General features: G+C 42.7%; 28 protein-coding genes. 23 read left to right on the forward strand and 5 right to left on the reverse strand.

Going from position 1 to position 26,816, the window contains the following annotated elements:
• Nucleotides 1-127: 127 nt before the first annotated feature.
• Nucleotides 128-844 carry a vanadium-dependent haloperoxidase gene (locus tag JOC95_RS15000; protein ID WP_239582935.1) on the reverse strand — a complete coding sequence of 239 codons (717 nt, stop codon included), beginning with the start codon at nt 842-844 and terminating at the stop codon, nt 128-130.
• A 202-nt stretch (nt 845-1,046) separates the two neighbouring features.
• Between JOC95_RS15000 and JOC95_RS15005 the strand changes: the two genes are divergently transcribed.
• A complete protein-coding gene (locus JOC95_RS15005) occupies nt 1,047-1,577 on the forward strand; it encodes a GNAT family N-acetyltransferase (protein WP_204418002.1) in 531 nt (176 codons plus the stop codon).
• Between the two features lie 20 nt (nt 1,578-1,597).
• Here JOC95_RS15005 and JOC95_RS15010 read toward each other — a convergent pair whose 3' ends face one another.
• Complete coding sequence (locus tag JOC95_RS15010) at nt 1,598-2,326, reverse strand: hypothetical protein (RefSeq protein ID WP_204418003.1); 729 nt, start codon at nt 2,324-2,326, stop codon at nt 1,598-1,600.
• 100 nt (nt 2,327-2,426) lie between these two features.
• Here JOC95_RS15010 and JOC95_RS15015 point away from each other — a divergent pair, with 100 nt between their 5' ends.
• Both JOC95_RS15015 and JOC95_RS15020 read left to right on the forward strand, forming a co-directional pair.
• Complete coding sequence (locus tag JOC95_RS15015; protein ID WP_204418004.1) at nt 2,427-3,584, forward strand: GNAT family N-acetyltransferase; 1,158 nt, start codon at nt 2,427-2,429, stop codon at nt 3,582-3,584.
• 94 nt (nt 3,585-3,678) lie between these two features.
• Nucleotides 3,679-4,935 (forward strand): MFS transporter, encoded by a 1,257-nt coding sequence (locus JOC95_RS15020; RefSeq protein ID WP_204418120.1) that lies wholly within the window; start codon nt 3,679-3,681, stop codon nt 4,933-4,935.
• A gap of 445 nt (nt 4,936-5,380) precedes the next feature.
• On the opposite strand, the gene JOC95_RS15025 is transcribed toward JOC95_RS15020, so the two are convergent.
• Nucleotides 5,381-5,683 (reverse strand): hypothetical protein, encoded by a 303-nt coding sequence (locus tag JOC95_RS15025; protein WP_204418005.1) that lies wholly within the window; start codon nt 5,681-5,683, stop codon nt 5,381-5,383.
• A gap of 129 nt (nt 5,684-5,812) precedes the next feature.
• Here JOC95_RS15025 and JOC95_RS15030 point away from each other — a divergent pair, with 129 nt between their 5' ends.
• From JOC95_RS15030 to JOC95_RS15125, 20 genes are all read left to right on the forward strand, one after another.
• Nucleotides 5,813-6,721 (forward strand): aminoglycoside phosphotransferase family protein, encoded by a 909-nt coding sequence (locus tag JOC95_RS15030; protein ID WP_204418006.1) that lies wholly within the window; start codon nt 5,813-5,815, stop codon nt 6,719-6,721.
• Nucleotides 6,722-6,947: 226 nt separating this feature from the next.
• Complete coding sequence (locus tag JOC95_RS15035) at nt 6,948-7,301, forward strand: hydrogenase maturation nickel metallochaperone HypA/HybF (protein ID WP_239582936.1); 354 nt, start codon at nt 6,948-6,950, stop codon at nt 7,299-7,301.
• The gene (hypB, locus tag JOC95_RS15040; RefSeq protein WP_204418121.1) at nt 7,285-7,944 is read left to right on the forward strand and encodes a hydrogenase nickel incorporation protein HypB; all 660 of its coding nucleotides are present in this window, start codon (nt 7,285-7,287) and stop codon (nt 7,942-7,944) included. The genes JOC95_RS15035 and hypB overlap by 17 nt, the downstream gene beginning before the upstream one ends.
• Complete coding sequence (hypF, locus tag JOC95_RS15045) at nt 7,896-10,268, forward strand: carbamoyltransferase HypF (protein ID WP_239582937.1); 2,373 nt, start codon at nt 7,896-7,898, stop codon at nt 10,266-10,268. The genes hypB and hypF overlap by 49 nt, the downstream gene beginning before the upstream one ends.
• On the forward strand, nt 10,241-10,474 hold the full coding sequence (locus tag JOC95_RS15050; RefSeq protein ID WP_204418008.1) for a HypC/HybG/HupF family hydrogenase formation chaperone: 234 nt from the start codon (nt 10,241-10,243) through the stop codon (nt 10,472-10,474). Before hypF ends, JOC95_RS15050 begins: the two co-directional genes overlap by 28 nt.
• Nucleotides 10,449-11,555: a hydrogenase formation protein HypD gene (gene hypD, locus JOC95_RS15055; protein WP_204418009.1), complete on the forward strand. Its 1,107-nt coding sequence runs from the start codon at nt 10,449-10,451 to the stop codon at nt 11,553-11,555. The genes JOC95_RS15050 and hypD overlap by 26 nt, the downstream gene beginning before the upstream one ends.
• Nucleotides 11,552-12,568: a hydrogenase expression/formation protein HypE gene (gene hypE, locus JOC95_RS15060; protein ID WP_204418010.1), complete on the forward strand. Its 1,017-nt coding sequence runs from the start codon at nt 11,552-11,554 to the stop codon at nt 12,566-12,568. The genes hypD and hypE overlap by 4 nt, the downstream gene beginning before the upstream one ends.
• A 55-nt stretch (nt 12,569-12,623) precedes the next feature.
• The gene (locus tag JOC95_RS15065) at nt 12,624-13,151 is read left to right on the forward strand and encodes a cytochrome b5 domain-containing protein (protein WP_204418011.1); all 528 of its coding nucleotides are present in this window, start codon (nt 12,624-12,626) and stop codon (nt 13,149-13,151) included.
• Entirely contained in the window at nt 13,151-14,056 is a 906-nt protein-coding gene (locus JOC95_RS15070; RefSeq protein WP_204418012.1) for a hydrogenase small subunit, read from the forward strand. Before JOC95_RS15065 ends, JOC95_RS15070 begins: the two co-directional genes overlap by 1 nt.
• A 22-nt stretch (nt 14,057-14,078) precedes the next feature.
• Nucleotides 14,079-15,458: a nickel-dependent hydrogenase large subunit gene (locus JOC95_RS15075; protein ID WP_239582938.1), complete on the forward strand. Its 1,380-nt coding sequence runs from the start codon at nt 14,079-14,081 to the stop codon at nt 15,456-15,458.
• Nucleotides 15,458-15,913: a hydrogenase maturation protease gene (locus JOC95_RS15080; RefSeq protein WP_204418013.1), complete on the forward strand. Its 456-nt coding sequence runs from the start codon at nt 15,458-15,460 to the stop codon at nt 15,911-15,913. Before JOC95_RS15075 ends, JOC95_RS15080 begins: the two co-directional genes overlap by 1 nt.
• Before the next feature lie 96 nt (nt 15,914-16,009).
• The gene (locus JOC95_RS15085) at nt 16,010-17,011 is read left to right on the forward strand and encodes a DUF3231 family protein (RefSeq protein ID WP_204418014.1); all 1,002 of its coding nucleotides are present in this window, start codon (nt 16,010-16,012) and stop codon (nt 17,009-17,011) included.
• 125 nt (nt 17,012-17,136) lie between these two features.
• Nucleotides 17,137-18,621: an FAD-binding oxidoreductase gene (locus JOC95_RS15090; RefSeq protein WP_204418015.1), complete on the forward strand. Its 1,485-nt coding sequence runs from the start codon at nt 17,137-17,139 to the stop codon at nt 18,619-18,621.
• Nucleotides 18,618-19,142, forward strand: a complete 525-nt coding sequence (locus JOC95_RS15095; RefSeq protein WP_204418016.1) for a hypothetical protein — start codon at nt 18,618-18,620, stop codon at nt 19,140-19,142. Before JOC95_RS15090 ends, JOC95_RS15095 begins: the two co-directional genes overlap by 4 nt.
• 5 nt (nt 19,143-19,147) lie before the next feature.
• Nucleotides 19,148-19,609: a tRNA (N6-threonylcarbamoyladenosine(37)-N6)-methyltransferase TrmO gene (gene tsaA, locus JOC95_RS15100; RefSeq protein ID WP_204418017.1), complete on the forward strand. Its 462-nt coding sequence runs from the start codon at nt 19,148-19,150 to the stop codon at nt 19,607-19,609.
• A 46-nt stretch (nt 19,610-19,655) separates the two neighbouring features.
• Nucleotides 19,656-20,216, forward strand: a complete 561-nt coding sequence (locus JOC95_RS15105) for a hypothetical protein (protein WP_204418018.1) — start codon at nt 19,656-19,658, stop codon at nt 20,214-20,216.
• 421 nt (nt 20,217-20,637) lie between these two features.
• Nucleotides 20,638-22,359 carry a WG repeat-containing protein gene (locus JOC95_RS15110; protein ID WP_204418019.1) on the forward strand — a complete coding sequence of 574 codons (1,722 nt, stop codon included), beginning with the start codon at nt 20,638-20,640 and terminating at the stop codon, nt 22,357-22,359.
• A 175-nt stretch (nt 22,360-22,534) separates the two neighbouring features.
• Nucleotides 22,535-23,050, forward strand: coding sequence for a GNAT family N-acetyltransferase (locus tag JOC95_RS15115; RefSeq protein ID WP_204418020.1), 516 nt, complete (start codon nt 22,535-22,537; stop codon nt 23,048-23,050).
• Nucleotides 23,051-23,488 (forward strand): hypothetical protein, encoded by a 438-nt coding sequence (locus JOC95_RS15120; RefSeq protein ID WP_204418021.1) that lies wholly within the window; start codon nt 23,051-23,053, stop codon nt 23,486-23,488.
• 59 nt (nt 23,489-23,547) lie between these two features.
• Nucleotides 23,548-24,207: a DUF421 domain-containing protein gene (locus tag JOC95_RS15125; RefSeq protein WP_204418022.1), complete on the forward strand. Its 660-nt coding sequence runs from the start codon at nt 23,548-23,550 to the stop codon at nt 24,205-24,207.
• Between the two features lie 236 nt (nt 24,208-24,443).
• Here the strand turns inward: JOC95_RS15125 and JOC95_RS15130 are convergent, their stop codons facing one another.
• Both JOC95_RS15130 and JOC95_RS15135 read right to left on the reverse strand, forming a co-directional pair.
• The gene (locus JOC95_RS15130) at nt 24,444-26,009 is read right to left on the reverse strand and encodes an alkaline phosphatase family protein (protein WP_204418023.1); all 1,566 of its coding nucleotides are present in this window, start codon (nt 26,007-26,009) and stop codon (nt 24,444-24,446) included.
• 56 nt (nt 26,010-26,065) lie between these two features.
• Complete coding sequence (locus JOC95_RS15135; RefSeq protein ID WP_338083106.1) at nt 26,066-26,575, reverse strand: phosphatase PAP2 family protein; 510 nt, start codon at nt 26,573-26,575, stop codon at nt 26,066-26,068.
• Nucleotides 26,576-26,816: the final 241 nt, after the last annotated feature.

Here is a 26,816-nt window from a genome sequence, read left to right on the forward strand (position 1 = left end):
TTTAAAAAGGAAGAGCAGTAGTTTAGGAAAAAAGAGCTCTATCTGGCCATAATTTTAGTTAAGCCTAACAGACCAAGAAGCAGAAATGAACTCACTCTGTTTCTTGGTCTGTTTCCTAATTATCCAATCATAGATTAATATTCTGCCCCTTCATCAATTCCACCACATAGCCACCGATCTGCCTTCCCAATCTTAATCCTTCATCATTGTCGGCTTTGAAATGAACGCCTGCATATAAGCGGGATACCGCGGCATCTTCAGCAATTGATTTAAGATTTGCGGCTTCCTGAGGGAAGAAGTAGCTGATGATGACTTCCGATGCCCCTGCAATGACGGCGTGTGCGGATGGATAGGCAGGGAAACGGGGGGTGTCGAGGACAGGGCTGAAACTGCGGCCATATTGGTTTGGACGTGCTACATCCCACAGGTATTTCAGGTACCAAGAGATGACAAAGACGTCATTCATCGCAGCCTGATAGAAGCCTTGCATCCTGGCAATAGAAGGTGATCCTTTTGGATACTTCGTGCCTAGTTCATAAATAAGTCTACTGAACTTAGCGGTGAATTCCCCAGTTGCCCAATATTGTGCACTCTGAATTTGTTGGGGTGTAATGGCAAGCCTGGTCTGTTCCACCAGTTGCAATTCGGATTCCCAATTGATGTCCAGGGGATTTTTAATCTGCCATTGGATCGGTCTTCCAAAGGGGTCGATAAACCGGCCGTCACTTTCCCTTCTGAAAAAAAACATCGGCCAATATCCTGATTCCGGGGCACCCCTAGGGGGAACCTGCTCACCCTGATACGGATACTCCGACCACCTTCGATACACTGTTCGCATAAGCATAATGCAACCCCCCTCGGAATGTTCTTTTATTTCTTTATGTAGGGTTTGGAGGGAATATACCATGGGGACAGGGCTATAGGTCCGCTTTTTAAACTTAACCGCCATTTAACTAAAGCCCCAAGTGTGGATTTTACTCTTAAAGGAACTTAGTCTCTTTTGTCGAATAATCATAGTACAGCATATTACATAAGGAGAAAATCAAATGAATGTATCCGTAAGACAGGAACAGCCTTCTGACTATCAATTAACGGAGAAGGTAATAGAGAGGGCATTTTCTACTGTGGAAATCAGTGATAAAACAGAACACGAAATGGTTTCGCTGCTGCGGAGGTCAGAAGCCTTCGTCCCTGAATTGTCGTTGGTTGCAGAGGGAAATGAGATTGTAGGACATATACTTTTAACAAAAGTGAACATAGTAAATGAGAATGAAAAAGTTGAATCTTTGGCACTAGCGCCTGTTTCGGTTGTGTCTGAATTCCAAAGCAAAGGAATTGGAAAGAGGCTGATAGAGGAAGCTTTGAGAAAAGCGAAGGAGCTCGGGTTCGAGTCGGTAATTGTCCTGGGTCATCCCACCTACTACCCAAAGTTCGGTTTTAAAAAGGCCTCAATTTTGGGGATAAAACCTCCATTCGAAGTGCCCGATGAAGTGTTCATGGCCCTGGAACTTAAGGAGAGTGCGCTTGACGGGGTTTCTGGAGTGGTTGAATATCCGCGTGAATTTTTTGGAGGGTGAGCGGGACACGGGACCTGTCCCTACTCACCCCATCGAAACTCTATGCTTTCCATTTGATAGAAGCCATCCTTGTACTCGTAGGTTATATAAAAGCTGCCGATAAGTATACCAGGACCAATTTGTGCTCCCATTTTTGCGATAAGGTGATTTTCGACGACCTCGTAGCTAATCAAATTATCTGTCACAATGTTGGAGAATAAGCCTTCAGGTCCTGTCACGATTTTTTCAATGTTATAAGTCTTTTTTCTGTTAAGGATGGTGATAATTGCTTCGGATTTTGTCAGGTTGGTCCTGACATTTTTAAGCAAGATCGTCCTTGGATCATCTACGATTATTTCTCGGTACGCCTCTCCTGCATTAGTCCGCGTTTGGTGTAGAACATGTACATTCTGTTCCAAAACACCAGTTCCATAACCTTGGGTGAGGATGACGATCAATTCTTTTTTGCCGTCCCCATTAATATCATTGTAAAGGAACTGTGGAGCATATGTTTCATTGGATACATTTCTCCAGTAGGGGAAATACTTCGTCTGCCCATTCACGCTCATGCGGAAATTCACTAGATTGCCTTCATTCTCCTGTGCATAGAAAGTGAGCTTGGCTTCGGGGATAGAACCTAGAATCTTTTCTTTTTCTTCGTTCAGTGCGTCAGTATTAACAGTAATGTTTTTAGTGACGGAATTCACAGTAGAGACAATAAAAAATAAAAATGCAATAATCAATATAGCTTGTCTAATTATAGGTATCACCCCTATCTTTTTTTAAAAGGTTGCCCTATTACCATAGATAATATTTAAAAATTGGGAGGAACTTTAAAAGTAGAATTGGAGCTTCAAGGAGGAAAACACTATGAATGAAATAGTTCAATTAAAAGAAAAACATTTCAAGGAAGCAATCGCATTATCCGAGTATGCATTTCAATATAAGGTTCCAGAAGCGGACATCCCAAAACGCATGGAGCAGGTGAAGAAGCATGCCATACTTGGGATTTTTGAGGATGAGCAGCTTGCTGCAAAGCTGCACCTTATCCCTTTGGAAGTACATACAGGTGAGCAGAAGTGGAAAATGGGTGGCATCGCAGGTGTTGCCACCTATCCAGAGTATCGCCGCAAAGGCTATGTTAAGGAATTGATGAAACAATCGTTAAAGCAGATGAAGGAAGAGGGATATCTTGTTTCCATGCTTCATCCTTTTAAAATTTCATTTTATCGGAAGTATGGTTGGGAGCTTCTGACGAATCGAGTCAAATGTACCATAACAAGAGCGGATCTGGTATTGCAGGGTCTAGCTCCTGGCAGTGTTAAACGTGCGATAGAGGACCACAATTATCAAGATTTGAACGAAGTCTATTCTCAATTTGCCACTCGTTTCTCTGGAATGCTCGTCCGAGAGGAATCCTGGTGGAAAAACATATGTGACGGGGAATCGACTGCAATCTACTATAATAAGAGTCAGCAGGCAATAGGGTATATCCTCTATTCCATCAAGGATTCCAAGATGAAAGTGGAGGAGTTTGTCGCACTTACTTCTGAAGCAAGGATAGGTCTATGGAATTTTATCTGCCAGCACGATTCGATGCTCGAACAAGTGGAAATGATCCTGCAGGAAAAAGACCCACTCTTATTCTCACTCCAGGAACCGAATGTGAAGGCAGAGATTGCACCTTACTTTATGGTGAGGATTGTGGATGCTGAAAAGTTTCTAAAAGATTACGAGTTTCAGTGGAGTGACACAGAGGTTTTGTTGCAAATTTCGGATCCATATGCGAGATGGAATGAAAGAACATTTTCCTTGAATAATGGTGAAATAACAGTGATTGACACCCATGGGATTGAAGATGGTTCAATTTTAAAAATGGATATAAACTCATTGTCTACCATTCTTTTCGGGTATAAACGCCCTATGGAGTTGTACGAATTGGAATTATTGGATGGAAGAAAAGAAGATATTGAAAGATTGGAAAGCCTTTTACCGAACCGTCCTTCATTCTTTTATGATTTCTTCTGATTTATAAGCGGGACACGGGACCTGTCCCCGAAAGGCGGCTTACATCATGTTAAACAAACAAAGGATAGATGATTCAAATGCCCTGGAGGGGGAAATGGATGAAGAGATTTATCCATATATAAGTTCTCCGGAGAAACTAGCTGGATTGTACAGGAAGACACTTTTCATAGTAGTGCTTTCGCAGATTTTCGGTGGAGCGGGGCTTGCCGCAGGGATAACTGTGGGGGCGCTTCTGGCATTGGATATGTTAGGGACGGATGCTTATTCGGGCGTTCCGGTTGCGCTGTTTACACTAGGATCAGCAGGTTCTGCACTAGTAGTAGGAAGACTTTCACAAAAATTCGGCCGACGTTCCGGACTTGCAACTGGATTCATCACTGGGGGACTAGGTGCGATAGGAGTCATACTGGCAGCCATAACAAGTAATGTACCGTTGCTATTTGCATCATTTTTTATTTATGGTGCAGGGACAGCCACTAATCTTCAGGCCCGTTATGCGGGTACGGATCTTGCGAACTCCAAACAGAGAGCAACAGCAGTCAGTATAGCACTCGTTTCTACGACATTGGGTGCCGTGGCTGGACCGAATCTGGTAGGGGTAATGGGTGATTTCGCGACATCCATGGGCATTCCCCCGTTGGCAGGTCCGTTTATTTTAGCCTCAGCAGCTTTCATAACTGCAGGTCTTATTCTGCTGGCTTTTCTTCGACCAGATCCATTTTTAATTGCAAAAAAGTTGGAAGAATGGAATAGAAGAAATACGTCCGATATCTCTGAAACTAGCAGTCTCCAGACATCCAATAAAGGAGTTGTGGTAGGTGCCACTGTAATGATCTTGACCCAAGTGGTGATGGTCGCAATCATGACCATGACTCCGATTCATATGGGGCATCATGGTCATGGACTAAGACAAGTGGGTCTTGTCATCGGAATACACGTCGGCGCTATGTATCTTCCTTCATTGGTCACTGGTATGTTAGTGGACAGGGTGGGGCGTACCGCAATGGCAGTTGTTGCGGGAGCCACCCTTCTTCTTTCAGGTCTCGTTGCTGCCTTTGCTCCACCAGGCAGCCTGATCGGAATCATCATCGCACTTGCCTTACTCGGTTTGGGTTGGAACTTTGGCTTGATCAGCGGGACTGCAACTATCATTGATTCCACCACTCCATCAACAAGAGCGAAGACACAAGGATCGGTGGATGTCCTGATTGCATTGTCAGGCGCGTCTGGTGGTGCACTCTCAGGTATGGTTGTAGCTAATTCGAGTTATGCATCACTCTCACTTGCTGGAGGATTTCTAGCGCTTCTACTTGTTCCTGTGGTGATTTGGTCGCGGAAAATAGCAAAATAGGAATAATCAAAGAGTAAGTGGCTTTCTTACCGCCTCACGCTCTTTTTCACTAGGCGGCGGTACGAAATAGTAGATTGCATACCGCCTCAGCCTCTTTTTTCACAGGGCGACGGCACGAAAAAGCGGTTTTCTTACCGCCTCACCCCTTTTTTCCACTGGGTGACGGCACGAAAAAGCGGTTTTCTTACCGTCACACCCCTTTTTTCCACTGGGCGACGGCACGAAAAAGCGGTTTTCTTACCGTCACAGCCACTTTTTTCATTGGGTGACGGCACGAAAAAGCGGCTATCTTACCGTCACACCCCTTTTTTTCACTGGGCGGCGGTATTAAACAGCAGATTACTTACCGTCTCTATCTCTTTTATCACGAGGCACGGCACGAATAGGAACATGAGAAATAAAGCAGGCGACATCCAGTAATCCGGATGCCGCCTTTTCATTTTACTCAATTCTTTTTCAAGCTCTCCATCTCTTCACTCACAACGAAAGCAAGGTCATCATTGCCAAACAGCGATAACACCCCTAAAAGTGTCTCGTAGCTGATGTCCCCAGCTTCTTCCTTCGATACGGTCAGCTCCAAAGCCTGTAATAGAGCAGGGTTGTTCCCCTGATTTGGGTAAGCTTTGATGTAAAGTGCTTCAGGATCGAGTCCATGATTGACGCACCATTGGGCAAACACTAAAATCATCATGTTCTCTTCTTGTTGGTAGTTTTCTATGATTCTCTTTTCTACTTCTTTTTTATCCATCTTCCATTACTCCTTTGTAAATGCTACATTCATTATAGCATGAATGGGGGCCAGACCCCTTTTCACAATACATAAGATAAACTGGGGCCATGGGACATGTCCCCATGTTGTAAAAAGGAGGGGAATACAATGGATAGTCAGTTACCAGAAAAGATTACGTATCTAAAAAATGCAAAAAGCATTGTAGAGCTCAAAAAGGGTTTTTCCTTCGACAAGAAGTATATTATCGATAATGAATACCTTTTGAGATTGTTTCCTAAAGAGGATGTAAATCTGAGAAGAAAAGAGTACGATACAATCCACGCGCTATCAGCTTATTCGGATTATGTTCCTGCTGGAGTAGAGTTCAATACGTTGGAGGAGCTTGATAAAGCATATATGATCCTCACCTACCTGCCGGGGGAAGATGCGGAAACAGCCATGAAAGGATTAACGGAAAAAGAGCAATACTATGCCGGATTTGACGCTGGAAGGGAGTTGAAAAAGCTGCATGAATATGAGGCCCCGGTTGACTATGAACCATGGCACATCCTTAAAAAGAAAAAAAGCGATAAATACTTAGAAGAACTGAAGAAGATAGATATAGACGAAAGTCTGAAGGGATTGATTGAAAGCTACATCCAAAAAAATGAACATTTAATGAAGGAGCGGCCAAATCGATTTCAACATGATGATTTCCATCCCTCCAATCTTGTCATTCATAACAAGGCATTTGCAGGGATCATCGATTTTCAAAGGATGGATTGGGGAGATCCGATCCATGATCTGCAAAAGCTTGGATTCTTCTCCAAGCGAGTGAGTGTCCCTTTTACTAAAGGAGTTGTCGATGGATATCATGAAGATAAAGGGGTGACCCAGGAGTTTTGGGAGCTTTACAATTTGTACAGTGCCATGCATGTCGTGTCAGCCATTGTTTGGGGCATGAAAATGGGACCGGACCAATATGAGGTCCTTTATGGTTATTCAATGGATGTGCTGAAGGATCACGATGACTTCAACCGATCAATCCCATGGTGGTATGATCAATACACTTTGTAATAGAAATTCATAAAACCACACTTAGCTACATCAAGGGCGCCATTGTGTGCTGCAAAGTTTAATAACAATGATGAAATAGTGTATAAAACAGGCGGCATCCAAAGATTGGATGTCGCCTTTGGTTTGAACAATAGTGATATAGAACAGGAGGTCTTATTAATACCAATCCAACATAAAATATAGGAAAGAATTAATAGAAGGTGTTTCTATGCATGAGGTGTCACTTATGTTGGAGATTATCAACATAGTTTCAGAAGATGCAAGATTATATGGTTTTAAAAGAGTGAAACATATAGAGGTGCTGGTCGGAGACTTTTCTAATGTATTGCCTGATGCCATGGAGCTGGCATTTGATTATTTTCGCAAAGAGGGCTATGGAATTCTGAGTGAAAAGACGGAATTATCCATAATCCGTGAGGCGGCGAAAGCAAAATGTCAATCCTGTATGCACGAGTTTGAACCCGACTACCGCATAGCACTTTGTCCAAACTGCGGGCTGACAGACTGTTTGTTGGTTTCTGGTGAAACCTTCCGGGTGGAATCATATGAAGGAAGTGATGAAGATGAAAGTGAGACTTAAAGAAGAAGTATTAAAAGATTTGAACAAGGCTGCGGATTTCAATAGAGCTGCCTTCTCTAAAAACAAAACCCTTGTTATTAACTTAATGAGCTCTCCTGGATCAGGAAAAACAACTTTGCTTGAAGAAACGGTAAAAGCTCTGTCAAATGAGTTTGCTATCGCGGTGATTGAAGGAGACCTTGCAACGGACTTGGATGCCCAGAGATTACGTGCACATGGCATAAAAACGGTACAAATAAATACGGTGGGCGGCTGTCACCTCGATGCAAGGATGATTGCCAAAGTATTGCCGGAACTCGATTTGAAGAAGGTGGATATTCTATTCATCGAAAATATCGGGAACCTCGTTTGTCCTTCGGGGTATGATTTGGGACAAGATTATAAGGTAGTTATTTTAAGTGTTCCGGAAGGGAATGATAAAATCCCGAAATATCCGGTCATGTTTAGGCGTACAGATGTAACGGTTTTAAATAAAATAGATCTCCTACCTTATGTGTCTTTCAACCTTGAAGAAGCAAGAAACGATTTACATGCCATAAATCCACATGCACAGTTTACGGCATTATCCGCGAAAACGGGGGAAGGGATGGAAGAATGGATAAACTGGATAAAGGATGTATATCATCAATTCGTAAAACATTAAGGATAATGGTAAAGGGGAGAGTGCAGGGAGTTGGCTTCCGGCCTTTTATCTATGCCCTTTCAAAAAAATATAAACTTCATGGTACCGTTCACAATAACCTCGATTGTGTCATCATTCATGTAGAAGGCGATTCGGACAATCTAAATAACATGGTTGGTGATCTGCAAAAGTCTCCTCCTAAACTGGCAAAAATTAATGAGATAATTATAAAAGAAATACCTAATGGAAATTTTCAAGATTTTACAATTATTTCTAGTCAAGGTAGCGGCAGCTCCATCCCAAGGATCTCAGCTGATGCTGCGATATGCGATCAGTGTGTGGAAGAAATGAAAGATCCACAAAATCGCAGATACCGATATCCATTCATCAATTGCACCCAGTGTGGACCACGATATACAATCGTTCAGGCGCTCCCATATGATAGACCGAATACGACTATGAAAGAGTTTGCTATGTGCGGGGACTGCCAGAAAGAGTATGAAGACCCTGGGGATCGCAGGCATCATGCTCAACCGATCTGCTGCCCAGTGTGCGGTCCGACAATTACGCTTCATAATCGAGATGGGATTGCTGTAGCAGATGACTATGATGCTATTACTGAAACTGTGAATCTAATTAAAAAAGGAAACATTATCGCAATAAAGGGAATTGGTGGTTATCATTTAGCTTGCGATGCCAATCAAGCAGAAGCGATTCACAAAATCAGATTAAGAAAGAAGCGGCCACATAGACCTCTGGGCATCATGGTAAAGTCCTTAGAGGTGGCAAAATCACTCTGCCACATTACTAAAAGCGAAGAAGAAATACTCACTGGTCCTGAAATGCCAATAGTGGTTTTACAGAAGAAAAAGGGGCGCCTATTGCCGGAAAATCTCTCTCCAGGGCTTTCCACTCTTGGTATCATGTTGCCTTATACACCACTTCACCATCTTTTATTTGAAAATGATATGTTGGATTGCCTGGTCATGACAAGTGCAAATCCGTCTGGATACCCCATCCTTTATAAATCAGACTGTCTCGAACATATAAAAGATATCAGTGATTATTTGTTAAATCATAACCGGAATATTTATCTTCCCATAGATGATTCTGTCGTTCAATTTGATAGGGAAAACATGCTATATCTCAGGCAGGGGAGAGGCATGGTCCCTGACCCAATCAAAACCTATTTCAAAGTGGATGAAATCATTGCCTTAGGCGGAAATCAGAAAAATACATTTGCTGTTGGCAAGCAGCAACATATCGTTCTAAGTCCACATATTGGGGATTTGGATAATGAAGAAATGATTCAGTCCTTTCAAGAACAGCTTCAGCATTTTAAGGCATGGCTTGGTGTGAAGGGGAAATACTTGGCAGTTGATAAGCATCCGCTTTATGCGACTTCCTACATTGGGAAAGAATCGGAAGGTAAATTAATAGCAATCCAGCATCATCATGCCCATCATGTGTCCTGTATGGAGGACAATGGTCTTAAAAAACCTTGTTTAGGCATCATATTGGATGGGACAGGGTACGGGGAAGACGGTAGGATTTGGGGATTTGAATTTTTATATGGTGACGCCGCTTCCTTTGAACGTCTTGCCCATCTGCAATATACACCACTTCCTGGAGGGGAAATCGCGGTGAAGGAACCTTGGCGGAATGCGGTTGGTATGCTCACTTTTTACTGGGGGCAAGAGGGGGTGGAATTATCCCGGAACCTTTTTCCAGAAAAGTCATCTGAAATAAGTATCCTGTCCAACCTAATCAACAACAACCTTCATACTCCTATGGCAGGGACATGTGGGCGCTTGTTTGATTCAATCAGTGCCATACTTGGCATATGTACCATTTCAACATATGAAGGGGAGGCAGCTATTAAACTATCAGATTATATGCTAAGAGAACCAATGGACAGTTCGGCGACCACCTATCCATATCACATAAAGAAAAACATTAGCGATCAACTTCAGGTCGATTTCTCTCCCATGATTTATCAAATCGTCCAGGAAAGGTTAAATCGACAACCACTTCCCACTATCATCCAAAAATTCCATCGGACCATTGTTTCCTGCTGTGTGGACACCATTCTACGCCTTATGAAAATGAGACCTGATTTAAATAAAGACGTTGTGTTGTCCGGCGGATCCTTCCAAAATGTCTATCTTGCCAGGAATATTCAATGCTCTCTTCAAAAAGAAGGATTCAATGTTTATATACAACGGAATGTACCTTGCCATGATGGAGGATTATCATTGGGACAAATAATTATTGCTTCTCAGGCGATAGCCCAGAACAAAAAAGGTGGTGATGATTTTTGTGCATCGGAGTACCTGCAAGGGTGATAGAAATTCATAACCAACTTGCGCTTGTCGATGTGATGGGTTCGAGGATGTATGTTGGTACCATTTTTGTCCCCGAGGTGAAAGAGAATGATTATGTCTTGCTTCATGCCGGCCAGGCCATGACCATCGTCGATGAGCAGTATGCCAATGAAAGTATAGAAGAATGGAGGAAAGTGCTGAATGAAGGACATGGAAATGTTTTCTGAAGCAACCCTGACACGGGATTCACTTACTGCAGTTATTGGAATAGCTGAGAAATTCAAATTAGAAAGAGGTAGGAAACCGGTATTCATGGAGGTATGTGGGTCACATACGATGGCTTTGGCCCGGACCGGAATTAAAAATAGATTAAAAGAGCATGTCTGCCTGATAGCCGGGCCGGGATGCCCTGTTTGCGTCACTGATCAGAAGTCCATCGATGCCATGATACAACTCTCAGAGGGAGCGGATAGGATATTATGTACATTTGGGGATATGATGCGCGTTCCGGGGTCGAAATTTTCCTTGATGAAAGCGAAAACGGAAGGCAAGGATATCCGGGTTGTCTATTCACCTATAGACAGCGTTAAAATTGCGGAAGAAAATCCAAATAAAGAAGTCATTTTCCTGGGGATCGGATTTGAAACGACCATTCCAATCTTGGCGCTTGCTGTTCAGGAGGCAATGAAAAAGGATCTGAAAAATTATTCTATCTGGATGACGACCAAATTGGTGGAACCAGTATTAAGAGCGTTACTTGATTCTGGAGAAGTGCATCTGGACGGTTTCCTTTTACCAGGTCACGTTTCAGTGGTCCTGGGTAAACAGACGTACCATTATTTGGTGGAGGATTACGCCATTTCGGGAGTCATTACCGGGTTTGAGCCTGTTCAATTGCTTAGCGGAATCTATAAATTGATAGAACTTCAACTTAATAAAAAGGTGGATATCCTCAATGATTATACATATGTTGTAAAAGAGGAAGGAAATCTGGTTGCACAACAGTTAATGGAAGAATACTTGATGCCATACGATGAGGCGTGGCGCGGGATGGGCTCCATTCCTGACAGCGGATTAGTTTTGAAAGAAAAATATGCGCAATTTGATGCGAAAAAGAGGTATAAAGTTGCATGTGAGGAACCCAGAAAAACGAAGTGCCGATGCGGGGAAATCATTCGGGGATTGATTACGCCGGAGGAATGTTCCTTGTTCAAGAAGGGCTGTACGCCGTTAAATCCAATTGGGCCATGCATGGTTTCCACCGAAGGAACCTGTGCTGCCCATTATCAATACATGTGGGAGGAATGAATGTGGTTCAGAGGATCAGTCTGGCTCACGGAGAAGGTGGGGAATTGACACACCGGCTCATTCGTGATGTGTTCATCAAGGCCTTCGGTTCAAATGAAAGTAAACAATTGGATGCTGCCTTTTTCAACAGTCCAACAAAGAAAATGGCAGTATCAACGGATAGCTATGTGGTAAAGCCGATTTTCTTTCCTGGTGGAAACATAGGGAAGCTGGCGATTTCGGGTACCGTCAACGATCTATCCGTTTGCGGAGCACTCCCGCTGATCATTACCGTCGGTTTCATTATAGAAGAGGGTTTTCCCCTCGGTGATTTAAAAGAGGTCGTTCAAAGTATGGCCACAGAAGCGGAAACAGCGGGTGTGAAAATCATTGCCGGTGATACAAAAGTAGTGGAAAAAGGTAACGCGGATGGATTATTCATAAATACAACAGGAATCGGGCTGGTTCGAGATGAATGGAGACTGAATCCCGATACTGTCCAGGAGGGTGATTCAGTAATTGTAAGCGGGACAATCGGCGATCATGGCATCTCGATCCTTGCTGCCAGGAAAGAGCTGGGACTTATTACAGAAGTGGCGAGTGATTGCGCATCATTAAATCGACTTATCCAAGAACTCCTGCATGAACTCGATGGAATTCGATTAATGAGAGATCCAACCCGCGGGGGATTGGCTACTACACTATTCGAGCTATGTGAAGATTTTCATTTTACGGTCGAACTTGAGGAAACCTCTATACCAGTACGCAGAGATGTGCATGGAGCATGCGATATTTTAGGCTTCGATCCTCTTTATCTTGCAAATGAAGGTAAAGTTGTCATGATTGTCAACGCCGCTCAACAGCAAAAAGCACTTGAGATCCTGAAGAGACACCCATTTGGAAAGGATGCAGAGGTTATCGGCAGTATAACTTCCTGTAAAAATCCCTCAGGAAAACTTCTTTTAAGGACACCAATCGGTACGACAAGAAGGCTTCATCGGCTTTCTGGTCTTCTACTGCCTAGAATTTGTTGACCATCTAGAATCCCAATCGCATAAAATGGAACTGTCGCTTCAAGGGGGGCATAATATGCAAAACGTTGAAATGCTCAGACAACAATTGAATCACCTTGTTACACAGGCGCGATACGATCTTTATACACTTTCCAACCTTAACGACCAATCCATGAAGCCGCAAATTCTTCAACGGCTCTGGGACTCGATATCAAGCATCCAGTTTCTCAGCGAACTTCTGGCAAACCAAGTGATGGCTTGCTATAAGTCTTCTTCATCACCTCCCCAGGGAGTTTCTCACCAGGGGACTAACACTCAGTCGCAAATACCACCAATCACTCCATTGCCAGGTCAAACTTTACCACAAACAAATCAAAAGGATTTCACTGCTGAAGAATTGGCACGCTTTAATGGTAAGAATGGAATGCCAGCATATGTCGCCGTAAACGGCATCGTCTATGATGTCACGAACAACCGGGCTTGGGCTGCTGCAACTCACTTTGCCTTAACAGCCGGCAAGGATTATACACAGGAATTTGCTTCCTGCCATGCTGGTCAGCAATCTATACTTGCCACACTTCCAATAATAGGGAGGCTGGTGTAATGGATGGACTAATTTTACCTCCTGAGCCATTGACAAACGAAGCCATATCCGCAAGATTGACAGCTGCTGCCATGGAGAAGATAAACAGTGGTCTAATTAAGAAGAAAAATCTCGTCTACCTTGAGCTGAATGGCTGCTCCGGCAATATTATATCTCTTTTGAACGGACAGAATCCCGATTTTGAGTATATGTTCAATTCGATGGTCAATATCCGCTATAGTAACAGTTTGATGGTTTCAGAGGGAGAGATGGCAATAGAAAAGTTGATGGATTCGCTGGACGAGGAATACATTTTGGCAGTTGAAGGGGCCGTCGCCCTAAAAAACAACGGCTTGTATAATGTAATCGGCCGTTGGAAAGGCAATCCCCTAACTGGTTTGGAGGCAGCTACAATACTGGGACAAAAAGCCTCCCATATCTTAGCGGTGGGTGCATGTGCCACTCACGGCGGGGTATCGGCAGCCAAGCCCAATCCATCTGAATCTGTCGGTCTGCAGACGGTCCTCCCTGAAAAGGAATTGATTAAGCTTCCCGGGTGCCCGGTTCATCCTGACTGGTTTTTGGGTACATTGGCGCACTTGCTTTTGTACGGTGAGCCGGAAACAGATAATTTAGGCCGACCGTTAATGTTTTATAGTACCCTCATTCATGACCGCTGTCCAAGAAGGCCATTCTTTGATCGTGGCATTTTTGCTGAAAAGCTGGGAGATAAAACCTGCCTGTTCAAGCTCGGCTGCCGCGGGCCGGTAACAAGGGTGGATTGTCCGACCAGGCAATGGAATGGCCATGTGAATTGGCCGATAGGGGACAATACACCATGTATCGGATGTGCACAGTTCGGCTTTCCGGATGCCATGGCTCCGTTCATTAGTTTTGATACGACAAGGACGGTGAAGGAAGATTAGAAAACGAGTGGTTATCAACCCTTTGACGAGAATAAGCGGATTTATGGAAATAGATGTTATCATTGAACAAAACCAGGTGGTGGAGGCTAAAACGAAAGGGAATCTATTTCGTGGCTTTGAGCAGATGCTCGTGGGCCGAAATCCGTTTGATGCGGTTTATTTTACACAGAGGATATGCGGCATCTGCTCGGCTGCGCACTCCATGGCTTCTTCCCTGGCTTTGGAGGATGCATTGAACATACAACCAATGGAACAAGGCAGATACTTAAGAGACATCATTCATTGCTGTGAGTTTTTGCAAAACCACATCCGCCACTTTTATCAATACACAGTTCCGGACTTTGTGAAGATGGACCAAAACACCCTTTTAGAGTCGGATCATGATGATTTCAGATTGCCCAAAGCTATCAATAATCGAATATCCAAGCACTACTTTGATTCTCTGCCAATAAGTCGTCTGGCCCATCAGATGCTGGCTGTGTTGGGAGGGAAAGCCCCTCATAATCATGGCGTATTTATTGGAGGGATCACGACACAGGCTACAGCAGAAAAAGTGGTACATCTTGATTCGATCCTACAAAAAATCTCTTTATTTATTGAGGAGAAGATGATACCTGATGTTTATGACATTGCCCGCTACTATCCAGATTATTTCCGGATGGGTGGAGGATATGGCAACCTATTAAGCTATGGGGCATTTGACCATTATGAAGAATTAGGTACCTTATATGTAAATCCTCTTGTTTCAACGATGGATTCTGTAAAACCATTCGATGAAAATAAAATCAAGGAAAAAATTGATTATTCCTGGTACAAATCTAAAGAAACCACATATAAACCGGATGATGTAGTACCAGGGCCGGATATGGACAAGAAAAAGGCCTATTCCTGGGTGAAGGCTCCTCGTTATGACAACCTTCCCTTTGAGGTCGGCCCGCTTGCAAGGCTCATCCTCAGTGAGTCATATGACAACGGCATATCCGCAATGGATCGCACGATCGCCAGAGCACTGGAGGCAAAAAAGATTGCTGAAATCATGAACATTCTTCTCAGGCAGCTTATCCCGGATATAGATGTGCAGAAAAAATACGAGCTTCCACAAACAGCAGCCGGAAGAGGACTTGTGGATACAACAAGAGGGGCATTAGGGCATTGGCTCAAAATTGAAGATAAGAAGTTATCTTTTTATCAAATCATCACCCCATCCACCTGGGATTTTTCTACCAGAGATGATAATGGATACCTTGGTGTTGCGGAAGAGGCATTAATCGGTACACCTATCGAGAATCCGGATAAGCCTGCTGAGATAGGAAGAATTCTGCGTTCTTTCGATCCTTGTATGTCCTGTGCCACCCATGTATACCGCCCGGGGAAAAAAGTGAAAACGATAAAGGTGTTCTGATGGAAAAAATAATTGTTTTGGGTATTGGAAACTTGTTAATGATGGATGATGGAATTGGCATTTATCTCGTACAGGAATTAGCAGAAAAGGAGCAGGGATCCCCCATTGAATATATTGTAGGAGAATCGGATATCGACTACTGCCTCGAACAGTTGGAGGGGGCATCCTTTGTTATTATCATTGATGCCGTTCGTTCTGGAAAAGACCCAGGTGAAATAACGGTGTATTCTCTTGGCAATCTGCATGAAAATAATACTCTGGATATCTCCCCTCATAATCTTCACCTTTTTCAGATGCTGTATCACCAGAGAGAGGAGATCAAGGGATATCTTATAGGGATCGAACCTTACGAGATCCAATTCCAGATTGGTTTAAGTGAAAATTTGGAGATCAAACGGAATAAGATTTTCCAAAAAGTAAGAGATTCTATAAATGCTTTAGTATATAAAATTTAGAGGGAGTGGTATCATCAAACCTCTGTGTATTAAAAAGTATTAATATCACAACCCACGGTTAAACTACATTCGAAAGTATCTGTGGGAGGGCTAACGATGGATAACCATAAATATAAAAGCACAGCATCGGAACTTGGTATTATTTGGTCACAATACTTAAATGATAGTTTGTCACGTTGTATTCTTCGCTACTTTTTACACCATGTAGATGATGAAAATATAAGGGATGTACTTAATTATGCCCTCCAACTGGCAGAAGCACACTTGGGAAAGTTAATACAATTTTTTAATCAGGAAGGTCTGCCAATTCCAATTGGATTTACTGATGAAGATGTCAAAGTGGATGCACCCCGCCTTTTTACTGATACATATATGATTGTCTATATACAGGTTATGACTATCCACGGGATGACAAGATATGCAGGTGCAGTAAGCAGTTCACATAGGGAAGATTATATAAAATACCTAATTGAATGCACCAACGAAACAATGGAACTATACTCGAGAGCAACAAAGGTGATGTTGGCAAAAGGAATCGTAACAAAACCGCCTGTATTGAATAATCAACATAAAATAGATTTTGTTAAAAAACAAAATTTTTTAACGGGTTGGTTTGGTAATCGTAGACCGATCAACGCTGTGGAAATCAGTGGAACCTACCTGAACTTGCAGAAGACAATGGCCAAGATGGTTATGGAATTAGGTTTCGCTCAAGTCGCACAATCAAAAGAAGTGCGAGAATACATGGTAAGGGCAAGAAAAGTCTGTCAAAAGCATTTTGATATCCTTTCCACCATGTTGAAAGAAGACAATTTGCATGTACCAAAGATACTTGAGACAGAAGTAACTGATTCTACGGTCTCCCCATTTTCCGATAAGCTTATGCTTTTTCATATTTCTACCTTGCTCTCTTCTGCAATCGGATATTATGGCGAAGCTTTATCGGTAAGCCAACGAAGGGATCTGGCAGCAGGCTATGCACGAATGATAGGTGAAATGGGGATGTTAGCGGAAGATGGGGCTAATCTATTGATTGATAATGGCTGGATGGAACAGCCACCGGCCGCGACTGACCATAATGGCTTGACCAATAAATAATGAATTTGCGCTTTCCTATAACTGGGGAAGCGCTCTTTTTTTAGCAAAAAGAGGAAATGTCGCTACTCTGGTGAATAATAGAATAGTAGATAAATATTACAAAATTATTACATGTAGGTGTTGCTATGCAGACAATAACAAAAATGACGAAGCGTCCATGGTTTCTTGGAATATTGGTTGTAACATTCCTAAGTTTGATCATATGGAACATCCCAATCGAAAAAAGAAAATATGGGCTGACACAAAGCAATCTCGCAACGGATTATACAGGGCTGCTTCCTGAGAGGATCGAAAGAGTAGTTGATGCGGAAAACCGTTCGGAAATACAGAAAATTATCAAAGAGGCAAATGAAGAGGGATACAAAATCTCTCTTGCCGGACTGCAGCACTCACAGGGCGGCCATACCTACTATAAAGATGGTGTCGTACTGGATATGCGCAGTATGGATAAGATCCTGGAAATTGATGAGGAGAACAAAACAGTCCGAGTCGAGGCGGGAGCGTCCTGGGAAGATGTCCAGGAAGCCATCACGCCATATGGACTTGCACTGAAGGTGACACAATCTCAATCCATTTTTACGATAGGCGGCTCCCTTTCCGTCAATGCCCACGGACGCGATATCCGTTTTGGCCCAATGGCTGGAACGGTGGAGGAGATGACACTCTTAACCCCGACTGGTGAAATCATCACGGTGAAGAGGGATGACCCGGAAGAATGGATGAAGTATGTGTTCGGAGGTTATGGACTATTCGGGATCATATTGGATGTCACGTTGGAATTGACGGACAATGACGTCTACACCATCAGGACGGAGGAGTTGAAAACCGAGCAGTATGAAGATTATTTTCAAAAATTAATGGACGACGATAAGACAGCGATGCATTACGCAAGGGTCAGTGTTGCTCCGGAAACATTCCTCGAAGAAATGTATGCCATCAATTATGACTACACAGGAGAGACCGACAAGGATACTCCTTTAAAAAATGAACAAGGAATTCGCATAAGTAAGCTTGCACTTGATATTGGTCGAAAAGGTGGTAAGCTCGAGGACCTGTTCTGGGAATCTCAAAGGCATTATATCGGTTCCATCGATGGTAAAACGGTTACCAGGAATAATGTAATGCGTTCAGAGTCAACTTTCATGGAATACACCACGCCGGGACGTGTCGAGGTGCTGCAGGAATATTTTGTTCCTGTCGATTCCTATGAAGAGTACCTTAAGGATCTGAAGGAATTGCTCTCTTCCAATGACAGCGGGGATGACTTCAAAGTGCACAACATCACTGTCCGCTATGCCGCAAAGGACGATGTGACCTCATTAAACTATGCGAGCGAGGATATGCTCGGCCTGGTGATTCTTATTCAGCATGGATTGCAGGAAGAAGAGATAGAGGGTGCAAAAAAAATCATTCAAAATTGGACTGACCTGACCCTTGAGCATGGCGGTACCTATTATCTTCCTTACTATCGCTATCAGTCTAAGGAACAGTTCAAGGAATCTTATCCAGATTGGGAAGAATTTCAGGAGGAGAAATTGCAAAGAGATCCGAATGAAGTATTCCAGAATCTATTTTATGACTACTATCTAAAAGAAGGAAACGCATCATGAAAAATATCCCCCTCATTGTGACAGTAGGGAATGTCGCCATCTTGCCCTATTACATCATTTGGCTGAAAGAGGCCTCCATGACGTATACACTCTTTGCATGGTTTTTTGCCATGTTCTCTTTTGCAGCTGCATGGGGATACCGGGTTTATCAGGCGAAAAAAAATAAGGGGCAATCCTTTATTTTTCTAGTTTACACAGGGATGGGGGCGCTCTATCTCGCAGTGGGACTGATTCGTTCCCCGTTCGACTCCCTACCTTATGTAGTACTGTTTATCCAAGTATTATTGGGTTTCCAGCAGGGCTATTTCAGGGCCTGGCATATAGAGCAGAAGGAATATCATTTGCATGCGGTGCATCATTATTTACTTGTAGGATTTGCAATGATAGGTCTTTCGCTTGTTAATGTCCTCTCACCAAGTTTTTTCCTGAATTTATTTGGGTGTTTGTTGCTGGTTTGCGCTGTTGGAGAGATTTTGCGGAAAAAGGATGCTGTGGAGAAATCCATTGAAACGGGAGACTGATAGAGATGATAATGGTAAAACCAATCGCAATTGCCAAAAATGACAGAGCAGTAATCGAGGACGACCATTGGGATGGAATCGAAACGAGGATCATCCTGGATGATGCGTTTCCGATTGATGCCCTGGACGGGATAGAGGAGTTTTCCCATCTTGAGGTGCTTTTTCACTTTCATAAAGTGGATGAAGAAAAAATCATTCCAGGAGCGAGGCATCCCAGAAATGACGAGAGGCTACCAAAGGTCGGCATTTTTGCCCAGCGAGGAAAGAACAGGCCTAACCGGATAGGCCTGACAACGGTAAAGCTACTTAAACGAGAGGGAAGAATACTTGTAGTCGCTGGTATGGATTGCATAGACGGGACTCCAGTTATAGATATCAAGCCGGTGATGAAAGAGTTTTTGCCAAAGGGACAGGTGCGGCAGCCAGCCTGGGTGGATGAGATCATGAGGAATTATTGGAGAGGATAAGGGTTCAATTTAGGTTGGGAAAGTGACCTGATCCAAAGGGGGAATTGTGATAAAAAAAGTACTGAAGCTTTTCATGTTGGTTACGGTTTTATCGGTAATTATTTTTCCAGCACCTTCTGCGATGGCATGTGATTGTGACCCTCCTGATTCTGCAACCGAAGCGAAGGAAGTTGCCACAGCGGTATTCAGGGGCACCGTGCTAAAAATTCATAAAAATCAAACCAGGTCTGACGGCGAGCGTTACGATGAGGTGCTCTTTTCCGTTTCTGAATCCTGGAAGGGGATGGAGGATTCACAAGCTAAAATTTATACTGACAGCTCCAGCAGCTGTACTTTTGACTTTCAGGTAGGAAATGAATACCTTCTTTATCCTTACTCTCGTGACGGGGTAATGTATATTATGGACTGTGGCAGAAGCAGTGATATTTCACTCGCAGAAGAGGACCTTGAAGAGCTTGGGAAGGGGACGGCACCGATAAATATAGTTGATTTGGAGGAAAGGCAGCTAGGTGGAGTAAGTGTGGAGACAGTGTTGAAATGGGTTGTTGGAATAGTTTTCGGGGTAGCCGTATTGGTGATGTTCGAGGTAAGGCGGGAAAAAGATTGATATTGTTGGAGCGTTGACTTCTGTGTTGTGGACATTGAGGGGGAGGCTCTTTTTTTTTGATGTGGGAATGAGACCGCGAAACAGAGGAAAAGAGAAAATGACCGTCTCAAAAGCCCGAAATGAGACCACAAAACAGATGAAAAGAAAAAATGGCGGTTTCAAAAGCCCGGAATGAGACCACAAAACAGATGAAAAGAAAAAATGGCGGTTTCAAAAGCCCGGAATGAGACCGCGAAACAGAGGAAAAGAGAAAATGGCGGTCTCAATAGCCATGACCTCTCATTACCGCAGAAATTAAACAATTTTTGATAGGGTTTGCTTACATCCCATTCTTCCTTCCTCCCATTAAAAGTCCTTCAAACACCCATTCCCCCCCCATCCCATATAATACGGAAAATGCTATTTATGGGGAGTTGCGGCTATGTGGTTTAAACGTGTTTTACCGCGTTTGTTTCCTGCTTCGGTGAGGACGGTGCAAGGGACAAAGTGGGGGTATATCAACGAAACGGGAAAGTTTGTATTAAAGCCTCAATATGAGGATGCAAGTGATTTTCAGGAAAATGGTTTGGCCATTGTCAGGCTGAAGGGTGCCGGGGTGATCAATCAGGCTGGCCGCTTTGTCGTGGAACCGAAATACAGTTCCATCTCAGCTTTTACTGAAGGCCGTGCTGTTGCGATCAATGATAAGGGATTTTTGATCATAAATGAAAAAGGTAAAGAGCTGACGAGCACGCCGTATTCATTTATCAGCCCTTTTCAAGAAGGGAGAGCTGTCTTTCAGATAACTGATAAAGACGGAAAGATGGTATATGGCTACCTGGATTTGAATGGCAAGGAGATCATTCCAGCCAAGTACCAGTATGCTTTTGATTTTAATGATGGCAGAGGTCTTGTCCAAGTGAAGGATAAGGAATATGCGTTGCTTGACCCGAGCGGCAAACAGCTTCAGACGTTTCCCTATGAACAGATGAACGGGTACAGCGAGGGTTTGCTGTCATTCCAGAAAACATATCAGGATAAGATGGGGTATGTGGATGAGGCAGGGAAGGTGGTCATTGAGCCGAAGTTTGGCATGGCATTGCCTTTTAAGGATGGCAGGGCAGTAGTGAATGCTTCCACTGATTATAAGAATGAGTTCGGATTGATTGATAAAAAGGGAACTTATATCATCCCGCCTAAATACAATGATATCAATATACTCGGGGGAAACCGGGCATCCGTTGGCAAGGCGATCAATGCAGCGGAACCTTATTTGGGTTCGGTTTATGCGATTGCAGATACCCAAAGCGGAAAGCTGCTGACTGATTTTCTCTTCAGCAGTGTAAATGATTATCAAGATTCCTATAGCTCTGTCACTCAAGACGAAACGAGCTTCTTCATCAATAAAAAGGGCACCCGAGCAACGGGTCTTCCTGTGATTAGGGGAATAGGCACACTTACATTGGCGGGGAGCATCATTAAGGCCTTTGTTGACCAGCGACTAACGTACTATGCCAGAAACGGCAATGTTGTCTATTCCCAAAATATTACCATCCCCTTAACTGGTAAGATATTTATCCGTGAGGAAAAATTCATGCCAAATAAGGATTACCTAGTGTATTTCCCCCAATTGGATGGGATGAAAGATGAAAACGCCGAGAAACGTGTAAATCAAGTGCTGAAAAAGAAATCCCAGGTAAAGCCGATTGATCCGAATGCACAGCTCGACTACAGCTATACCGGTGACTTCTCTGTGAGATTTTTTCAAAAGGCATTGCTCATCCTGGAGCTCTTCGGCTATAATTTCCCATTTGGGGCAGCTCACGGCATGCCAAGTCAGATAGAAGTGCCGGTCAATATAAAGAATGGAAGCATCTATGTTTTAAAGGACCTTTTCAAACCAGGCAGCGATTATGTAAAGGTGCTGAGCGAGATAATCGGCAAGCAGATTGCCGCCGCGGAGGATGGTTACTACTTCCCGGATGCATACAAAGGGATCAGTCCCAATCAGCCGTTCTATGTGAATGATAGATCTCTATTCATCTACTTTCAGCCATATGAAATCGCAGCTTTTGCAGCCGGATTCCCGACATTCGAGATTCCATTTACGGAGATCGATTCAATCATCAATAAAGAAGGCGAGTTTTGGAAGTCGTTCCATTAACGAGATTTTCTGGGCACTCTTTTTTTACAAGGGGTGCCTTTTCGTTTATGTATTGAATGCATTTGTCAATAAACCTAACAAACTATTTATTATTTCTAGCTGTCCGCCATATCCATTCATGCTATAATTTTAAAAAAAGGAAAATAATTCCGATTGCTTTGTGAGGAGAATACATATGAAAAATCCATTATCCATCGAACAAATTGAAGAGATCGAAACCTACCTCGATGAACTAGTAGAAATGCTCACTCTCGTTGTCGAAGGTGCATCCATTGGGTTCCTGCCTCCGGTTACGAAAGAAGCTGCAGTGGAGTATTGGAAAAGTGTTGAGGAATCTGGAATCTCACTCTTTATTGCCAGAATACAGGACAGGGTGGTAGGAAGTGTTCAGCTTCATGAATGCTCCAGTCAAAATGGGCGGCATAGGGCCGAGATCGCAAAAATGATGGTACACCCTGATTTCAGGCAGCAAGGTATCGCAAGAAAGCTCATGATAGCTGCTGAAGAAAAAGCGATCCAAGATGGCAAAACATTATTGGTCTTGGATACTAGGGAAGGAACTCCGGCCAACAGCCTCTACAATTCCCTTGGATATGTTGAAGTGGGGAGAATACCGAACTATGCAAGATCCGCAGATGGAACACTCCACACGACAGTCATCTATTACAAACAGATAGGAAGGGTGACTTAATTGATTTATCGTGCCAAAACACAAAGGGGAGTGCTGATATTTTTACTGGCCTTGACACTCGCATCATTGGCATTGAATTTTGATTCTGTTAACCTCTTTTCCTTTCATTTTATAATAATTGGTTTTATTCTTCTTGCCTTGGGAACCAGCTATGAATTGACCATAGATAAAGAAGTTCTATCCTATCATATTATCTTTCTTAAAAAACGGATTTATAAAAGAAAGATACATGCATCTCAGATTGGGCAGTTGAATTTCAAACGCTTCGGATGGATTCAGACCGGTGTAGTGATTTCGATGAAAAAGGGATTCCCGCTAAGGATTGTTGGATTTAAACCGCACCGTTATTTAATTAGATTAGAAGAATTCGCAGAAGAAAATGTAATCTCTATTATGAAAGCAGAAGGCTACAACATATTAATGGATAGAACTAAATAATCGGATAGATTATGAAAATAAGGGAATGATATCCTAAAACGCTATTCGAGGTAGGAAACATGACTTTAGTTATCAAAATCTTTGTCATCTATTTAATAACCATTGCCATCATGCGCCTGATGGGGAAATCCACGATTGTCCAGATGACCCCTTATGATCTGGTTGCCATCATCATTGTTGGTACAGTGGCATCAGAACCCCTGATCAGTACGGAGTTTCTGCCGACACTTGGTGCATTGAGCATTTTGGTAATCCTGCATATCATCTTTTCCAAGCTGACATTATGGCAATGGGGAAACCGGTTTTTTCTTGGTGAGCCAACTCTGCTCGTGAAAAATGGTGAGATCATCGAGGATAATATGGAAAAGACGATGGTGTCGATCGCGCAGTTGCTTTCCATTTTAAGAAGTAAAGGCTACCCGAAAATATCTGATATTGATTATGCGATCCTGGAGCCGATCGGTGAAATCAGCATTATTCCAAAACCGGAGAATACTCCTGTCACAGTTCAGCACCTGGAAATCTCAATTGATGATGAAGGGTTACCTATAGCGGTTATCATTGACGGCAGGGTTCAGGATAAAAATCTGAAATTGCTTGGTAAATCGAAGGATTGGTTAATGGAAAAGCTGCAAACGAACAATCTTGAAGTTAAGGATATAATCTATGCCTATGTGAATGAAAAAACGAAAAGGCTGCAGATCAATAAAAGGAAATAAAGTAAAAGTGCTCAGGAATCAATGACCCCTTGAGCGCTTTTTTTGTATGTAGAATCTGTCAGAAATTGCGTTTTGTGCATATTGTCATGATTTTTCATCGTATTTTCAATGTTTTAAGCGTAAGTGGGGTAGATTTCACCGCAAAATAGAATTTTTGTGCATAAGCAACCCATTTTTGTGCAAAAGAGATTTATGGAAGTATGTTTACCCCAATTTATTAAGAGGATGCCTTGTGATTACTCCAATAATTCCAAAATCCATTCCTTCAAATCGACCATCCGAAGCTTGTCAATGCCCTTATCCGTCCCGGTTACCAGGATGGGGGTGACGGAATCGACTTTGTGCATGGAACCGTGTGCCCCTCCACCGACATGATCCGGTGAGCTTTCCCCGACAAATTCATAGCCCGGTTCTGCATCCGCAATTAAAAATTCCCCTTCTTGCGAGTGCATGGCTCCGTATAACCGGGCTAGTGCATCGGGATAATCTCCATACTCAATATAATTATCTTTCAATTTCATATCTAAAATGGTGACATTTCCTTGGAGCGACCAGTTTTGTTGATATTCATCCTTGAAGGGACCATCTGAATCAATGGAAAGCATCCCTTCATGGTGAGGGGAAAAGACATGGATGCCCTTGTCGTCCTTCCAAGCTATCCAGGCAATCCGTGAGTCACGATTCAAAGTGGACGCAATCTTTCCGCTAGCCGAAAGTTCACCTAGATTATAAATATAGGCCATACGTTCATTCGCTGTGATTACAAGCTCGTCTTTAGGACTTACCTTTTCCCCCAGTTCCAGGACTTTATAGCCTTGAAGTGAGTCTCTTAGATCAATCAGCGCTTCTTTTTTGTCCTCTTTAATTGAAGATTGATTACTGTCCCCGATGATTATCCATACCATATTTTCAAGGGCATCCTCCCAAGTTGGGTATGCATTCAATACTTTTTGAAGCTGTTCATCAAGTTCTTCAATCCCTTTTAATGTTTCTGGTCCTTTCTTATGTACAGGATGGTCATTTTCCGGAAAGTAGAGAATAGTAAATGCCGGTAGAATATTTTTCTTTAAAAGGTAAATCAATTCCTGTGCTGAATAGGCATCATTAAGTCCGAATCTATTCACTGTATGCTTGTTCTTGGGATCTTGTTGTAACAGCCTGCCCATGGAAAGGTAAGTAGGCCCTTTTGTTTGATACTCTTCGGGGAGATCTGTAAAATTTGCAACCGGTTTAGGGATTTTTAATGTATGCCTGACATTTCCCCGATAGATCAATGCATTGATGGAGGCGGACTTCTTCCCTAGTCTATCCAATTCCTCGTGGATGGTGGTGACGTTTGGAGAAAGGTCGAGATTATTATAGTGGTAGAGGCTGTTCTCTGCTATTTGTGTAGGACCAAGCTTCAGGATTTCGAAAAAGCCGTTTCCATAGCTGATGATCCGCTGCTTATTTTTATCAAACCAAATGAGGGCAGGGATTTTATGCTGATCGGGATAGGTGCCTGTGATGATAGAGCTATCAATCGTAACGGACATAGTGGGATAGGAACTCACAAGGGTGTTACTGTAGTTTCCATGTTTCATGAAAAAAGCTAAAGCGGGTGCTTTATTTTTCTCAATGGCTTGTTTTAGCGACTCATCCATTAAAGAGTCAATTACAAGGAGAACCACTTTTTTTGAAGTCTGATTTTGAACATGAGTAATCTCAGCCTCTTGCGTATGTTGATGAATATTACTATCAATAATTACACCCGCAACGATCAAACTGATCATGAAAATGATAAGGAAAGAACGAGTTCTCATGGAAAATCACCCCCAAGCAACTAAAAAGTGTGGACCAATAAACTAAAACTAGTATTTTAACTATGAGTTCCTGATCGTTTGTGCAGCATCAAGCCTATAAAAAAACCTATCATGCCGCTCCCGAAGATGTCAGATGGATAGTGAGAGCCTACCCAGACACGTGAAACCCCTGTAAGCAAGGACAATCCCAAAAGAAAGGATCCAAGTATTCGTTTATAAAAGTAGATAGATGAAGAAAGTGCAAAAACCAGCAACGTATGTTTACTTGGAAAGGAAGAATCTGTTTTGGAAGGAATCAAAATTCCAATGCGTCTATTTACAAAGGGTCTAGGCCGAAAGTAAAAAAGCTTAATAATTCTATTGGTTACCAATGCAGCCAATATCGAAAGTAGGGCATCATTGGTCATTTTTTTGTGACATTTCTTATTCAGCCAAAGAAAAACCATCACAAAGAAATAAACGTAACGGATCTTTCTCGAAATGAGAATCATCAAATTATCTAGAAATGAAGATTGCCACCCGTATCCTCGTAGTCGTCTGAAATCCATCATAAAAACCTCTTTCATTAATAAAATCCTGTGTTTTATTTTTCTAACAAAAGTAGTTTATTATTCATTTGGTCGTTTGCCTGAAAGGAAAGGGACGTTAATCATATTTATTATGTCGTACAAGATATAAAACTTAAGGTTTGTTCATACATTTTGCTTAGGAATTTACTAATTTTGGTGTTTGTACATGTCTTTAGTCATGAACATTTGTGCGAATTATAGCTATTTTCCTCGTTTAAAAATAATAATTTTTTAAGCT

The sequence above is a fragment of the Sutcliffiella tianshenii genome (genome assembly GCF_016908565.1).
Classification (GTDB): Bacteria; Bacillota; Bacilli; order Bacillales; family Bacillaceae_I; genus Sutcliffiella_A; species Sutcliffiella_A tianshenii.